This window comes from Streptomyces sp. CA-243310, assembly GCF_050936775.1.
Lineage (GTDB): Bacteria > Actinomycetota > Actinomycetes > Streptomycetales > Streptomycetaceae > Streptomyces.
This window is the reverse complement of record NZ_JBNJMF010000003.1, coordinates 834832-849135: the sequence shown is the minus strand read 5'-3', so window position 1 is coordinate 849135 and position 14304 is coordinate 834832. Positions and strand designations below refer to the sequence as shown.

The following is a 14304-nucleotide window of genomic DNA, read 5'->3' as shown; positions in this document are numbered from 1 at the left end:
GGTGGTGAGGTGGTGTGGGTGGAGGAGGTAGCCGATGAGGCGGCGTATCTCTGCCACGGACAGTGGTATCAGGCCACCGCTTGTTCCCCTTTTGGCAGTTCGGCAGCGCGGACGGCGGTGAGGGCGGCCATGCCGAGGGTGATGTGTCGGTACCAGGCGTCGTAGCGACGGACTTGATAGTCGTCCAGGCCGCATTCCTGCTTGGCAGCCTGGAAGCACTCCTCCACGGCCCACCTCGCCCCGGCCACCCTGACCAGGTCCTTCAAACGGGTGCCGGTCGGGCCGAAGCAGACGTAGTGGGGGATCTCCTTGGGATCGCGCAGGCTGCGGCGGGCCAGGACCCAGTGACCGACGCCGTCCTCCCACCAGATACGGATCGAAACACGTGCCCAGTCATAGAGCCGCTGTCCGTGGGAGCCCGCGCTGGCCGAAAGCCGCTTCCACGCCTGGCGGGGCAGCCCCGCCACCAGGACGTCAACCCGTGACTCGCCGCCGGCGGTCGTGATGACGGTGTCACTGACCCGCGTGGCCAACACATGTGCCACACCGCGCTGTTCGAGCCAGTATCGAAGCCCCTTGGACTGCCCGTATGCCTCGTCCGCGGTCACCCACGCGAAGGGAACCTCAGCGTACAGAGCCCGTTGAAGCATCATCTTGAAGTGTTCGATCTTCGTCGCGAACAGAACCTCGTCCCCGATGCTGGCGGCCCGGCAGCGCTCACGGTCCTCCGTCCAGGAAGCGGGCAGATACAGTTCCCGGTCGATCAACGCCCGCCCCCGTTCGGATGCGTAGGCCAAAAGCGTTCCGACCTGGCAATTCTCCGTGCGGCCCGCGGTCCCGGAGTATTGACGTTGCACGCTGGCGGACTTGACGCCCTTCTTCAAGAAGCTGGTGTCGTCCCCGATCAGCACCGCGTCCCTGGCGCCGATCGTCTCGACCACGAAGTCCCGAACGTCATCCCGGACGCCGTCCGCGTCCCAGCTCGCCTCACCGCGCAGGCGTTGCATCCCGATCGGGCGCCCCTTACCGGCCCGCTCGGCCAGCGACCAACCGTTCTTCCGCTCCAACGGCGAGATCAACCCAAGCACATACGCCAACGCCCGCCCACGAGGCTCCGACCTGCCAAAACGCCCCGCGAAGCGCGCATGTAACCCAGACACGACACCACGCCAGGCCTCAACACGACCCACCCCAAAGTCCACCCAATCACACTCATAAGTGTGATTGCAGTACTAACCGCATACGCGCGCCTGTACGCGGCGCCGGAGGAGCAGTGCCTCAGGGCACTGGTGGACGCGGCCGTCGAGGAGAACATCCACTTCAACCAGTACTGGGCCCTCCACGCGGTCGGCGTGGCCATCGACACCTTCGGCGCGGACAGGGTCGAACTGGCGACAGCGCGTCGTCTCCGCTCGTGTATGCCACGGTTGCCAGAAGACAGCGACCGCGCCCGGACACTGCGCGCTGTCCTCGTGAGACTGGACGACGATGCGGCCTCCTGAAGGAGGTCATGCGTTTCGGGGGCTTCCTAGGTCGTGTCTTCAAAAGATCTTGAGTGGTGGATCATGGTTGGGTGATACGTCGCCATGAACTGTCTGATGAGGAGTGGGAGTTCGTCCGGCCGCTGCTGCCTGAGTCCTTGCTCGGGCGGAAGCGGTTGGACGACCGGACCGTGCTGAACGGGATCGTGTGGAAGTTCCGGACGGGCACGGCCTGGCGGGATGTGCCTGAGCGGTATGGCCCGTGGGCCACGCTGCATACCCGGTTTCGCCGGTGGGCTCTGGACGGCACCTTCGAGCGGATGCTCCGGGCCGCGCAGGCCCGGGCGGATGCGGCCGGCGACATCGACTGGCTGGTGTCGGTCGACTCGACCGTCGTGCGAGCCCACCAGCATGCCGCCGGGGCCCGAAAAGGGGGCTCCGCAGTCCCGGCCTCGGACGCTCCCGAGGTGGTCTGACCAGCAAGATTCACCTGGCCTGCGATGCCTACGGTCGTCCGCTCGCCTCCGTGGTCACGGGCGGCAACATCAACGACTGCACCCAGTTCACCACCGTGATGGAGGCGATCCGGGTGCCCCGCATCGGCCCGGGCCGCCCCCGAGTGCGGCCCGTCCACGTGCTGGGCGACAAGGGCTACAGCTCCCGGGCCATCCGCACCTGGCTGCGGCGCCGCGGCATCGGCCACACGATTCCCGAGCGAGCCGACCAGGTCCGCAACCGGCTCCGGCGCGGCAGCCGGGGCGGGCGCCCGCCGACGTTCGACAAACAGCTCTACAAGCGGCGCAACGTCGTAGAACGGTGCTTCAACCGCCTCAAGCAGTGGCGCGGCATCGCGACCCGCTACGACAAGACCGCCGAGTCCTACCAGGCAGCCGTCACCCTCGCCTCGCTCCTGATGTGGGCGTGACATTTGAAGACAACTCCTAGGCCGTGTGTCCAAAGTGGATCTTGAGCGTGGATGATCACGGTTCATGGGGCGGGGAGATCTCACGGACGAAGAATGGGCGGTGCTGGCGCCGTTGTTGCCGAAGGGGAAGAAGCCGGGGCGGCCGCCCGTCTGGACCCGGCGGCAGCTGATCGACGGCATACGGTTCCGGGTTCGGACCGGTGTTCCGTGGCGGGACGTGCCCATCGAGTACGGACCGTGGGGCCGGATCTATGACCTGTTCCGCCGGTGGCAGCGGGACGGCATCTGGCACAGGATCTTCACGCGGCTCCAGGCTCTGGCGGACGCGAAGGGTACGATCACGTGGGACCTGAGCGTCGACTCCACGGTCTGCCGCGCTCATCAGCACGCGGCTGGGGCCCGCAAACAGGGTGACCTGCAGAAGGAACCGCCGGGAGGTGTGTTCACCGAGCCCGGAGATCACGGACTGGGACGCTCGCGCGGCGGGTTCACCACCAAGCTGCACCTGGCCGTCGAGCAAGGTCAGCGGCCCATGTCGATCGTGATTACGGCCGGGCAGAGCGGGGACTCGCCGCAGTTCGAACCTGTACTGGAGAAGGTCCGGGTGCCCCGCATCGGGCCGGGACGGCCACGCGTCCGCCCCAACCGAGTCCGCGCGGACAAGGCGTACGCCTCCTACAGAAACCGCGCCTACCTGCGCCGCCGCGGAATCCGCTGCACCATCCCCGACAAGGCCGACCAGGCACGCAACCGCCAGAAGTTCGGCTCCCGCGGCGGCCGGCCACCGCACTTCGACCCGGCCGACTACCGCGAGCGCCACGCGGTCGAGTGCGGGATCAACCGACTCAAGAGGCACCGGGCCGTGGCCACCCGCTACGACAAGCTCGCGGTCCGCTATGAGGCCACCGTCCTCGTAGCGGCCATCAACGAGTGGTTGTGATCAGCACGTGTCCCTAGAGCTCGTAGTCCTGGGCCAGCTCTTCCCAGCGAATGCCGCGAAGAGCAAGATCAGCATTCTCGCCCGACGGGACATCCGGGGTGACCTGAAACCAGGCCACGATGAGAGCGGATCGGTGCAGCACTGCGTCGAGTTCAGGATCGACCGCTGTAGAGCCGAAAACACCGATGCAAGCCACAGACGGCAGCACCTCAACGGGGCCGAAGGCGCCAGCTGACTGGTCCGGGTACTCGCGGGAGGGCGGAACGAGATGAACCGGCGCGAAGGAGAACGCATGCTCGGCCCGTCGCAGGAGGCCGCTGACCTGCATGTCGTTGATGCGCTGACACGGATAGCCCTCCAGCATCCCCCCATAGGTCGTAGACATCCGCAGCTCGGTGAGCTCGATCGAACGACCGGATGAGAGGGCTATGTGGCTCAGCGACATGCCGACACCCTACGTGCATGATCCGCTTCCGATACACGCCCTAGTACTGCAACGGTGCTTGCTGTGATGGTTGGGCAGCTTCTGGTGGCGTGTGGCCACGGCGTTTGTAGTGGCTGACCCGTGCCTGGAACTGTCGTCGTCGGCGCCAGTGGGACCAGTGCAGGACGTGGTCGATGCTCGAGCGGGGCCGGATGAGCCCGCTGATCAGGCGTCGGAGTTCGGGGAGGGTGAGGGGGATGAGCTGGGAGGATCCGTTTCTGCTTTCCCGGTGTTGATTTCGCGGGCCCGCAGGACGCTGAGGCAGGCGTGGGCGGCCATGGCCAGGTGCGGTTGTCCCGTCCCGCTGGACGTTCTCCCTGTCACGCTTGCCTTGGCGCTTTGGCTGCCCTGGCCCTGCACTACCGGCGCGGCCCACTTGTTACTCTTTCCGATCATGCGAGCCCTCTTCCCAGGATCCTTCGACCCGATCACTCAAGGACACCAGGACATACTTCGGCGTGCTGCCCTCATGTTCGACGAGGTCGTCGTGTGCGTGATGTTCAATCCGAACAAGACCGGCCGCTTGCCCATCACGGAACGGCTGGACCGACTCCGCTCGGCAGCAACCGACTTGAGCAACGTCACAGTCGACTCCCACACCGGTGGCTTGCTGGTCGACTACTGCCGCCGAGTCGGAGTCGACGTCGTCATTCGCGGAGTCCGCGGTGTTACCGACCTGGAGTACGAGATGCCGATGGCCCACATGAACCACGAACTGGTCGGCATCGAAACTGTCTTCATCGCTGCGGACCCCGCCCTGGCCCACATCTCCTCCACCCTCGTCACCGCGATGGGTCAACAGCACCGGGTCCCCGAATGACGACTTGAGCGAGGCTCTCCAGCGGATGGCCCCGCGGCGCGTCGGACGGGCCTTGAGGTGCACAGGCGACGGTCCTTGGCCGCGGCGATGCTTACAGGAGCTCCAGCGGATGGATTCCCGGTTCCACTCCGGCAGCCAGTCCGTCGCGATCTCGCCGGAGAGCGTCAGTACCCTGCGGCGAAAGCTCGACGCGCCCTTTCGACGCACGGCGATCGAGACGGTGCACGGTGGCAGCTGACGGTGGGTAACATCCGTGCGGGCCAGACCCGCCTCGGCGTCGTGGCGGGACTGGGCACCCTTGTCGTGCTGGGCGCGGGCCTGGCGGCCCTCCTGATGGTCGGCTCCATGCTGCCACCGCCGACCGGTGCCGACTCCGGTCTCCTCGGCCGCGTTCTGGCGCTCATCGAAGAGGGCGCAGCACCCGAGGCACTGCTCACCGGCTCCCTCGTTGCCTCTGCCACCTGGAGGCTGGGTTGCACCGCGCGAACCCAGGGTGCGGTCACGGCTGCCGGCGCGACCGCTCTGCTGCACCGCTCTCTACGTGCTCGGCTACGAGCGCCCACCCAGTTGCGCGGCGAACGCGCCCGGCTGGTCGGATTGGTGCAGCCGGACCTCCAGAACCCCAGTTTCCCGGCCTTCGCCGAGGCCATCGGGGGTGCGCTGGCGCAACAGGGACTGACCCCGGTGCTGTGCACCCAGACCACCGGCGGCGTTTCCCAGGCCGACTACGTGGACTGGAACTCCTGCTCCAGCGACAGGTGTAGGTCGCCGCGCTGGCCGGCCCCTGGCGGCTCATCGGCCCAGGCATCACCTTCGTCGGGCGGTGGCACTCCCCGAGAGGACACCCCAGCCCCTGTCGACGCGGCCGGATACGGATACTGCGCCAGCCATTCCCGATTCTTCTGTGACCTGCGGCTATACCTGGTGTGCACCCCAACCGGTATGCCGATCTTGTGGTCCCTTGCGAACCCGAAGCTGGATGAGCGCGAGGCGCTTACCGCGATGTTGGATCGTGAGCCGGACACAGTTACTGACCTTGAAGTTGTCTTGTCGTAGGGGCTGACGATCGGTGATCGTCGCGGTATGCCGGGTGTATGAGGTATCCGCAGGGTGGGGGTCTGACCGCGGAGAGGCAGGCGTTCCGTGAGCGGGTCCGGATGGAAGCGGTCGCGATGTTCGCCGAGGGGCGAGGCAGTACGGAGATCGCGAGCGAGTTACGGGTCAGCGTCCGGTCCGTCCAGCGATGGCGGCAAGCCTGGCGGGCGGCCGGTCAAGGCGGGGTGCGTTCCCGTGGCCCGGCGTCCTGTCCGAAGTTGAATGACCGGCTGTTCGCCGTGCTCGAGGAGGAGTTGGCGAAGGGTCCGGTCGCGCATGGCTGGTCTGATCAGAGATGGACGCTGTCCCGGATCAAGACGTTGATCGGGCGGCGGTTCCACAAGTCCATGACACTGTCGGGCATCTCCCAGATGCCGCGTCGGCACGGCTGGAGTCATCAGGTTCCGGCCCGTCGTGCCGTCGAGCGCGACGAGGCGGCGGTGGCCGGCTGGGTGAAGGACGTGTGGCCGCACGTGGAACCACCGCGGCGGCGCTCGGGGCCTGGCTCGTCTTCGAGGACGAAGCAGGATTCTCGATGACGCCGCCGACCTCCCGCACCTGGGCCAGACGCGGAACCACACCGGTCATCCGGGTCCGCGGACGCTCCCAGCGCCGCTTCTCCATCGCCGCCCTGTGCTGCTACAAACCCGGCGAACGCTCCCGCCTGATCTACCGGCCCAAACGACATACCGATCACAAGAGCGGTGGCCGCAAGAGCTTCGCCTGGACCGAGTACCGCGACCTCCTCATCGCCGCCCACCAGCAACTCGACGGACCCATCGTCCTCATCTGGGACAACCTGAACGTCCACAAAGACCGCCGCATGCGGGCCTTCATCGACGCACAGGACTGGATCACCGCCTACCACCTGCCGCCCTACGCACCCGACCTCAACCCAGTGGAAGGCATCTGGTCGGTCCTCCGCCGGACCAGCCAGGCCAACACCGCCTTCACCGATCCGGACCACCTCATCCGCCAACTACGACACGGCCTCCGCCAGATCCAATTTACCGCAGCGACATCATCGATGGATGCCTCACCGGCACCGGCCTCATCCTTACGACACCACGACTACAAGGTCAGTAGCGGGCCGGCTGTTCTGTGGACCGGCGCCTATTTCACTGAGCCCTTTTCAACCTGACGGTGGGGCTGTGGTGTTGGTCGGTGTGAGCTGTACGGAACGACGAAGCTCCTGGTAGACGGGTTCTCGACCAAGATCACCCGTGCCGCCAGGAGCTTCGCGTGCTTGTCTACCCGTCGTCGATCGATCTTTCCAGCAGTACCCTGCGGCACCTGACCGAGCAGCTCGCAGTTCGGCAACGGGAGATCGGTACGCGGTGGCGGCGACTGCCCGTCGGCCGTCAGGCCCTGCTCGCCCTGGCCCACCTTCGGTGCGGCGACACCTATGCCCGGCTCGCCGCCGGGTTCGGAATCGGCGTCGCGACCGTCTACCGGTACATACGCGAGGCCATCGATGTCCTGGCCGCTCGCGCACCGACCTTGGCCACGGCGATGGAGACGGCCCGGACGAAAGCGTTCGTGATCCTGGACGGCACGTTGTTGCCGATCGACCGGATCGCCGCCGACACCCCTTACTACTCGGGAAACCACAAGCGGCACGGCATGAACGTCCAGGTCCTCACCGACCCGTTCGGCCGACTGCTCTGGGCGTCACCAGCCCTGCCCGGAGCCACTCACGACCTGACCGCGGCCCGAAGCCATGGCATCGTCGACGCGCTCGCCGCTGTGGGCCTGAAGTGCTGGGCGGACAAGGCCTACCAAGGCGCCGGTCGGCACATTCGAGTCCCCTTCCCGGGCCGCCGGCTGGGGCGCTGGAAGCGACGGCACAACAGCAGTCACGCCAAGATCCGGTGCGTCGGCGAGCAGGCCATGGCCGTGCTGAAGGGTTGGCGCCTCCTGCGGAAGCTCCGCTGCAGCACCAACCGGATCACCGACATCGTGAAGGCAGTCCTCGTCCTCCACCACGCCTCAACCTGAGGTTGGAAAAGGCTCAGTACCGCAGGACGTAACCATCCCCGCGAGATAGGGAGGGATTCCCGTTCCGCGCATGAATCCCAGAAATCTCAGACCGCAATCCTTCATTGCCTGCGCCAGGATCTCAGTATCCACGACCGCCGCCCCCTCACCCCTCAACACCTTGGAATATCCATGAGCTTACCCCGCAGTAATGACCTGCACCCTTCCCATTCCACTTCGGGCCCACCCATTGGAACTGGCCGCCCTTCTCAAGAATGCGATAGTCATTGTTATCGGGATCCGGCGCATAGATCTTGGCACCTATCCACCAGTTGTTCCTCTTGTTCTTCTCAAGATTCTCGAAGGAGGCGCCTGTGGCCTGGCCAGCTTCTTGCCACCACGGGTCAGGCGAAGACCAGCGGTGGGCTCCAGTAAATGGAGCCCACCACCATCACCCTGCCACGTCTGCCTCGAACTCGGTCAGCAGATGAAACAGAACTTCCACCGCGCGCGCATCGTCAGCGGCTTCCAGGTTATGCCAGTCATTGGACTGCAATTCCTTCGCGCTCGACTCTCTCAATACGAGAATCGGCCACAATAGCGTAGCTCCGCCCTTCTTTGATCGACCAGCGACCCATTCTCCGAACCCATCAAGTAGGGTTCCATTCACGCCCGCATTGAGGCCAATCAGGAATGCCACATACTCCGAGAATGAGCCATCCAGCCCCCACATTGAAGGCCTTAGTCGAGCAGCCTCGATTTCTTCACGCATTACGCTGCCTCAAATCTACTTCCGCGTCCACTTGTAACGACTACTACCGGGGATTGGCGTCAACGTACCCTTTTCCATTTCATAGAGCTCTTCGAAATCTTCCCACTCGGCCATGTAGTCTTTCTCGCTTTGCCCTCGACGGCCTGTCCAACCGTCAAAGATGTGCCCATCTTTGAACACCACATAATGATCTCCCCAGGACACGTCATGACCTCTATATCTCCACAGACCCGGAGCATTCTTGGGGACTATCCGCCGTACTTCACCCCCTCCGAGAAGCTCAATAATTTTCATAGCACAGTCTTCACAGCCGCCCTTGTCGCTGGGAAGATCCTTGGGCTTCTTGGCTGTCCAGGAGTCACCCAGGTCAGGCCCGCAGTCAGCGTTGTGGACGAGGATCGAGGTCTCGCCAGCCATTACGTAGTAGGTGTGGAGGTCATCGACTGTGAGGTTGTGGACGCGCAATCGTTGGTTCCATGCGCGAATGTTGATGAGTTCCTTGAGTTCGCCTTCGGGGGTGCGCAGTCGGTCGCCGGTCTTCAGGTCTGCGGCGTCCACCCAGGCGTGCCGGTTGTCGACCCAGAAGGGGTGGATGTCGGTGGCGGTGACGGTGCCTGTGGCTTGGCCGGCTGCGCCGTCGGTGTCGATGGTGAGTTCGCGCAGGTTCTTGTCGCCTTCGCCGACGATCAGGTGGGTGACGGTGCGGCCTGCGGTTGTGCCGGTTTCGGGGTCGGTGGCCAGGACTTGCTCTCCGACTTGGATGTCCTGGATCGGCTTATTGGTGCCGTCGGCCATGAGGACCGGAGTGCCGGGCGCGAAGCTGTGCTTCTTGCCGGGCACACACGGCGGATCCTTCTTGCGGAGCTTTTCGAGGACTTCCTCGCCCTTGGCCAACAGTTTCTTGGCTTCGGCGGATTTGTCGAGGAAGTCGTTGAGGCCGGTGACGATGCGCTTGAGGGCTTTGGCGATCGCCGGCATTTCTTTGATGATCTTGAGGGCCTTGCCCCAGGGAAGGGCGCCGACCGCGGCCCAGAAGCAGTCCTCGAAGTTGGGCTTCTCGAAGCAATTCTTGATGTCTTCGAAGAGGAGGTCGACGACGATCTGACCGCCGTTCTCGACGAGGAAGTCGAGGAAGCCCTTCTTGTCCAGCTGGCGGGCCGCCTCCCACTGTTCCGGCGTGATGCCGGCCGCCTTCAGCGCCGCGATCTCCGCTTCGGTCAGCTTCGGGTGCTGGTCGCCGCCCTCCTTGACCTCCTTGGCCGCCGCTTCGCGGGCCTTTCGTTGCTGTTCGAGTTCATACTCCTCGGCCTTCTTCGCCGCCTCGTCCGCCTCGTGGGCGTACGTGTTGGCGTTCTTGGCCGCGGCCTCGGCGGACTTGGCGTGGCCCTCGGCCGACTCCGCGAACTTGTTGGCGTCCGCGGCGTCCTTCTCCGCCTGGGCGGCGGCGCCCTGGGCGACGCTCGCCTCGTGCTCGGCCAGGTTGGCGGCGCTGTTCGCGGCGACCGCGTGGCTGTCGGCCTCGGCGGCGGCGCCCCGGGCGCGGGAGGCTTCCGCTTCCGCCTGGTTGGCGGCGTTGCGGGCCGCCGTCGCGTCCGCGAAGGCCCTGTTGGCGGCCTCGCGGGCGAGTTTCGCGTCGGCCTGGGCCTGGGCGTCGGCCTGGTTGGCGCGCGCGGCGGCCGTGCGGGCCTTGGCGCCGTCCTCGGCGGCCTGCGCCGCGGACCTCATGGCCGCGGCGGCGGAACGCGCGGCGTTCGCGGACGAACGCGCCGCGTCCGCCGCGGCCTTGAAGGCCGGAGCGACCTGGGCGTTGGCCCCCTTGGCCGCGGCCTCGGCAGCCTCGGCGGCCTTCACGGCTTCCGTGGCCTTCGCCTCGGCCGCGGTGACCTGCTCGGTGCCCATCTGCTGCGCGGCGGCGGCTACTTCGGCGGCGAAGTCGGCGTCGACGTCCTTCCCCGCGAACGGCGCGGTCAGCGCGATCGCGGTGTTGGCGGGGTCGGCGATGCCGGCGGCGGTGCTGCGTGCCGCGGCCGACGCCCTGACGGCGATGGTCGACTGAAGACGCGCCATGGCCGCCTCGCGGACGGCGCCCTCCGCCTCTTCCTTGGTGCGGTTCGCGGCCTGGTAGGAGTTGTTCGCCGCCATGGCTGCCAGGCCGGCGAGCCGGCCGGCCTCGTGCGCGGCGATGCCGGCGCGGGCCTCCTGGGCCGTGGCCTCCGCGGCCTTCTGGTTGGCGCGCTGGGCCGCGGCGTGCGTGGCCGCGGCTTGCGCTTCGGCCTTGTTGGCCGCCGCGTTCGCCGCGGATGCTGCGGCTTCGGCCTTGTTGGCAGCGGCGTTGGCCCGCGCGGCGTGTGCGGTGGCCTCGGCCGCCGCAGCCCGTGCCCGGGCGGCCGCACCGGCGGCCTCCGTCGCCGCGGAGCGCGACCGAATGGCCGCACCGCTCGCGGTGTCGGCGGCGCCACGGGCCTCACCGGCCGCCGTTCCGGCCGTGTCGGCGTCGGCGCGCGCCGCGTCTGCGGCGGCCCGGGCCTCGGCGGCGTGGATCGTGCCGCGGCCGGAGGCGGCCATCGACTCGGTCGCCCGGGCACGGGATTCCTGTGCCTGGTGTCGCTGCTCGGCCGCGCGCGCGGCGTCACGGGCGTTGCGGGCGTTGGTCTCCTCCGTCCGTGCCTGGCGGTCCGACTCGGCGGCGATGCCGTCCTGGCGGGCGGCGTCCGCCCGCGCGGACGCCGCCGTCGCGGCGGCGGCCTGTGCCTGCGCACGGGCGGCGGAGGCCGTACGGGCCTCGGCCTCGGCGCGGGCACGGGCCGCCGCGGCGATGTCCCGCTCGTGCTCGGCTCGGGCCCGGGCCGCCGCGGCGAGGTCGCGCTCGCGCTCGGCGATCTTGCGCTGCTCGGCCGCGATCACCGCCTGACGCTCCGCCTCGATGCGGTTCTCGCGGGTCTTGCGGGCGTGCTCCCACGCCTCGCGTTCCGCCTGCTCGGCCGCCACGCGCGCGTCCTTGGCGCGCGCCGCGGCGGTCGCGGCGATCTTCGCCTGCTTGTCTGCGGCCTCGGCCATCCGGGCCCCGGCCCGAGCGTGCTCCTCGGCGTTCGCCCGCCACAACTTGGCCTGCTGCTGGCGCAGTTCGGCCTGGTTCTTGGCGTTCAGGCCGGCGGCGGTGGCGGCGGTGGCGTCCACCGCGTGCTGAGCCGTCTGACCGGCCTTCCACGCGGCGTCCGCCGCGGCGGCGATGCCCGAGGCGACCTCGGACCACTGGACGCCGTGCTCCAGGCCGGTCTGCACCAGGACATCGGCCTGCACCTTGGCCCGCAGGGCCGCGACCTGCGCCGCCTTGGCGGCGTCCTGGGCGTACCCGACCTGACGCGCGACCTCGGCCTTGACCTTGTCGTAGTTCGACAGCCGCTTGCCCGCCCGGTCGGCCGCCAGCATCCGGTCCGCCTCGCGGGAGGCGGATGCCGCCGACGACATGGCGTTGGAAGCGTCTTCCAGCGCCCTGACGGCGTCGCCGTGCACGGCGATCAGCTTGGTACGGGCCTCGGCGGCGACAGCGGTTCTGCGGGCGAGATCCCGCAGCTTCTCCGCGGCCTCCGTGGCCTCCTTCAGCGCCTTCAGGTGCGCGGCCTGGTCGTCGGCGTCCTGCTGCGACGCGGCTTGGTAGCCCTTCTCCAGGAATTCCGTGATCGCCGCGTCGGTTTTGGCGTCCAGCGCGGCCTGCGCGGCCCGCTTCACCGCGGGGCCGCCCACCGACGCCAGCATCTGGACGCGCTTGCGCAACTCCTCCGCGCGCTTGGCGGCGTTCTGGTTCTGTGCCTCGTCACGCTGCTTGGCGATCTCCGCGCCGAAGGCCAGGAAGTCGGAGCGGTCCTGCGGCGTGCCCTTCAGCACCCGCTCGACCTCGGTGTTGAAGAACGAGCCACCGGTGCCGCGCAGCGCCTCGATCTGCCGGCGGGTCTCGACGTCGGCTCCGGCCTTCTTGTCCTTGGCGCGCTGGCGGGCCTCGGCCACACCATGTTGCAGGAAGTCCCGGATCGCGTTCGGGTCGGAACTGGCGAGGGCCTTCTTGGCGGCCTCGCGGACCTCTTCGTCCTCGTCGAACTCGACGAAGTCCTCGACGAGCTGGCGGTCCCGCTCGTCGCTCATCCGGTCGAGTTGCGACTTTCCGACGGCCGACGGCGCGGCGACGGTCTTCGGCTTCAGCCCCGCCACCAGCTGGTCCAACGACTGCACCGTCCGCGTCAGCGACGGCTTCTCGTCGCGTGCGGCGGTCGCGGCAGCGGCCTCGCCGGTGACGGTGCCCAGCACCGCCAAGGCGACCGCTATGGACACGCCTCTTCGTACGTTCGCGGCCACGCCGAGGCGTGGCCTTCCGGCCCTGGGCCGGAAACTTCCCCACACGGGAAAACCCCCTAGACGAATGAATCAGGAAATTGCCCACCCTGGTCAGGGGCGGAATGGTCGAATGCCGTGCAGCCCTTGCCCGCCCTGGTCAGGACGGGATGGGGATGGTCGGCTTGGTACAGGGCGGCGTGGCCGGCCCCAGGCCGGCCACGCGTTCTCGGGTCAGCCGCGGGTGCGGTTCTCGCCGTCCTGGGCCCGGTCGTGCATGGTCTGCCAGAACGCCGCCGCCTCCTGCGCCCGGCTCTGTTCGCTGGACCAGGCTTTCTCGTTGGTCTCCGCGGTGGCCGAGATCGACTTCCAGAGCTCCTGCGCCGACTCGCGTGACAGGGCCGCGACGGCCCGCCAGTTCTCCGCCTGGGCGGTCGCGGCGGCCTGCTCTGTGAGCCATGCGCGCCGTGCCGCATCGGAGTGCTCGGACAGTGCCTTCCAGGCGCGTTCCGCATCGGCGCGGGCCTTGGCCCCGTCCGCCGCGCCCCGCACGGCGGCCTCGGCGTCCGTGGCCTCCCTGACCAGGCGCGTCAGTGTGTTCTGTCGGACCGCTTCCGTATCGGCGACCCGCGTCCGGTAGGCCTCCAGGTCCAGCGCGGCGCCGGTCGCCCAGCCGTAGCCGAAGAACTCCGCGACGTCCGTGTCCGCGGCGCCCGGCCGCAGTGCCCACCGCGCTGCGACCCGTACCTGCTCGCCCGCATCCTGATCAGCGCGGTCGCGTACGAAGTCCTTTTCCTTGGAGGTGACTTCCAGCCGCTGCCGCTCCCCGGACTCGCGCGCCGCCCGGTCGAGCTGCTGTGCCTGCGCGTATCCCGTCGTCACGAACGCCGCCTGCTCGGCGGCGCTGCCCTTCAACGCCCGCGTCGCGGCTGCCCGCACCTCGGGGGAGAACCCCACCGTGTGCGTGGCGGCCACCCGCTCGCAGAACGCCTTGTTGCGGGCACGGGTCTCCCGCGCCCGCTGCTTCGCGTAGTCGAAGCCGGCACCGGGTGCGAACCACTCCAGGAGTGCCTCATCCCCGCGGGAGCTGCGGAGCGCGTTCCACGCCGATGTGCGTACCTCGGCGGCCGGGTGCGTCTTCGCCATCGACGTCACCTGTCGGCGCGCCTCCTCGATGGCGGCGGTCAGCTCGGGCGAGAGTGCCTGCCCGTCTGCGCCGGCCGGCACCGTGAAGACGGCGGACTTGCCTGCGACGACGGGCAACGGCGCGGTGACCGTTCCGGTGCGGGCATCGGCCCACGCGGGCCCCACGCCCGCGATCGCGATCCCGCCGGCCAACACAGCGACGCCCAGCGCCCGCGTGCCCCACCACTGACCACTCAACTCAGAACCCCCCTTGGGAAAACCAGAAACGTGTTCAACGTGTTCTCAGCAGTGGAGGGGCAGGGCGACACAGCCGGCCCCGCCCCCTCCACGAAGCTCGG

General features: G+C 68.1%; 9 protein-coding genes and 4 pseudogenes. 8 read left to right on the top strand and 5 right to left on the bottom strand.

Annotation, left to right across the window (positions count from 1 at the left end):
- Positions 1–68: 68 nt before the first annotated feature.
- Positions 69–1190 (bottom strand): IS701 family transposase, encoded by a 1122-nt coding sequence (locus tag ACQEVM_RS37030; protein ID WP_433086988.1) that lies wholly within the window; start codon positions 1188–1190, stop codon positions 69–71.
- A gap of 30 nt (positions 1191–1220) precedes the next feature.
- Here ACQEVM_RS37030 and ACQEVM_RS37025 point away from each other — a divergent pair, with 30 nt between their 5' ends.
- From ACQEVM_RS37025 to ACQEVM_RS37015, 3 genes and pseudogenes are all read left to right on the top strand, one after another.
- On the top strand, positions 1221–1502 hold the full coding sequence (locus ACQEVM_RS37025; protein WP_433086830.1) for a hypothetical protein: 282 nt from the start codon (positions 1221–1223) through the stop codon (positions 1500–1502).
- 74 nt (positions 1503–1576) lie between these two features.
- Positions 1577–2406: pseudogene (locus ACQEVM_RS37020) on the top strand (IS5 family transposase).
- Positions 2407–2470: 64 nt separating this feature from the next.
- Positions 2471–3346 (top strand): IS5 family transposase, encoded by an 876-nt coding sequence (locus ACQEVM_RS37015; protein ID WP_433086828.1) that lies wholly within the window; start codon positions 2471–2473, stop codon positions 3344–3346.
- 13 nt (positions 3347–3359) lie between these two features.
- Here ACQEVM_RS37015 and ACQEVM_RS37010 read toward each other — a convergent pair whose 3' ends face one another.
- Positions 3360–3791, bottom strand: coding sequence for a hypothetical protein (locus ACQEVM_RS37010; protein WP_433086826.1), 432 nt, complete (start codon positions 3789–3791; stop codon positions 3360–3362).
- A gap of 316 nt (positions 3792–4107) precedes the next feature.
- On the opposite strand from ACQEVM_RS37010, the gene coaD reads away from it, so the two are divergent.
- The 5 genes and pseudogenes from coaD (at position 4108) to ACQEVM_RS36985 (ending at position 7743) form a co-directional block, all read left to right on the top strand.
- Positions 4108–4650, top strand: a complete 543-nt coding sequence (gene coaD / locus ACQEVM_RS37005; protein WP_433086824.1) for a pantetheine-phosphate adenylyltransferase — start codon at positions 4108–4110, stop codon at positions 4648–4650.
- A 529-nt stretch (positions 4651–5179) separates the two neighbouring features.
- A pseudogene (locus tag ACQEVM_RS37000) lies at positions 5180–5385 on the top strand (LacI family transcriptional regulator); the annotation flags it as partial.
- Positions 5386–5505: 120 nt separating this feature from the next.
- Positions 5506–5703, top strand: a pseudogene (locus ACQEVM_RS36995) (IS982 family transposase); the annotation flags it as partial.
- A 41-nt stretch (positions 5704–5744) separates the two neighbouring features.
- A pseudogene (locus tag ACQEVM_RS36990) lies at positions 5745–6831 on the top strand (IS630 family transposase).
- Positions 6832–6987: 156 nt separating this feature from the next.
- Positions 6988–7743 carry a transposase family protein gene (locus ACQEVM_RS36985; protein WP_433086822.1) on the top strand — a complete coding sequence of 252 codons (756 nt, stop codon included), beginning with the start codon at positions 6988–6990 and terminating at the stop codon, positions 7741–7743.
- Between the two features lie 430 nt (positions 7744–8173).
- On the opposite strand, the gene ACQEVM_RS36980 is transcribed toward ACQEVM_RS36985, so the two are convergent.
- The 3 genes from ACQEVM_RS36980 to ACQEVM_RS36970 form a co-directional block, all read right to left on the bottom strand.
- Positions 8174–8494 (bottom strand): hypothetical protein, encoded by a 321-nt coding sequence (locus ACQEVM_RS36980; RefSeq protein ID WP_351921958.1) that lies wholly within the window; start codon positions 8492–8494, stop codon positions 8174–8176.
- 15 nt (positions 8495–8509) lie between these two features.
- Positions 8510–12820, bottom strand: coding sequence for a polymorphic toxin-type HINT domain-containing protein (locus tag ACQEVM_RS36975; protein ID WP_433086820.1), 4311 nt, complete (start codon positions 12818–12820; stop codon positions 8510–8512).
- A 234-nt stretch (positions 12821–13054) separates the two neighbouring features.
- Positions 13055–14203: a hypothetical protein gene (locus ACQEVM_RS36970; protein WP_433086818.1), complete on the bottom strand. Its 1149-nt coding sequence runs from the start codon at positions 14201–14203 to the stop codon at positions 13055–13057.
- Positions 14204–14304: the final 101 nt, after the last annotated feature.

Excerpts from the sequence above, each read along its gene's own strand:
- ACQEVM_RS37015 (WP_433086828.1), top strand. The coding sequence starts at position 2,471 with ATGGGGCGGGGAGATCTCACGGACGAAGAATGGGCGGTGCTGGCGCCG.
- ACQEVM_RS37010 (WP_433086826.1), bottom strand. The coding sequence starts at position 3,791 with ATGTCGCTGAGCCACATAGCCCTCTCATCCGGTCGTTCGATCGAGCTC.
- coaD (WP_433086824.1), top strand. The coding sequence starts at position 4,108 with ATGGCCAGGTGCGGTTGTCCCGTCCCGCTGGACGTTCTCCCTGTCACG.
- ACQEVM_RS36980 (WP_351921958.1), bottom strand. The coding sequence starts at position 8,494 with ATGCGTGAAGAAATCGAGGCTGCTCGACTAAGGCCTTCAATGTGGGGG.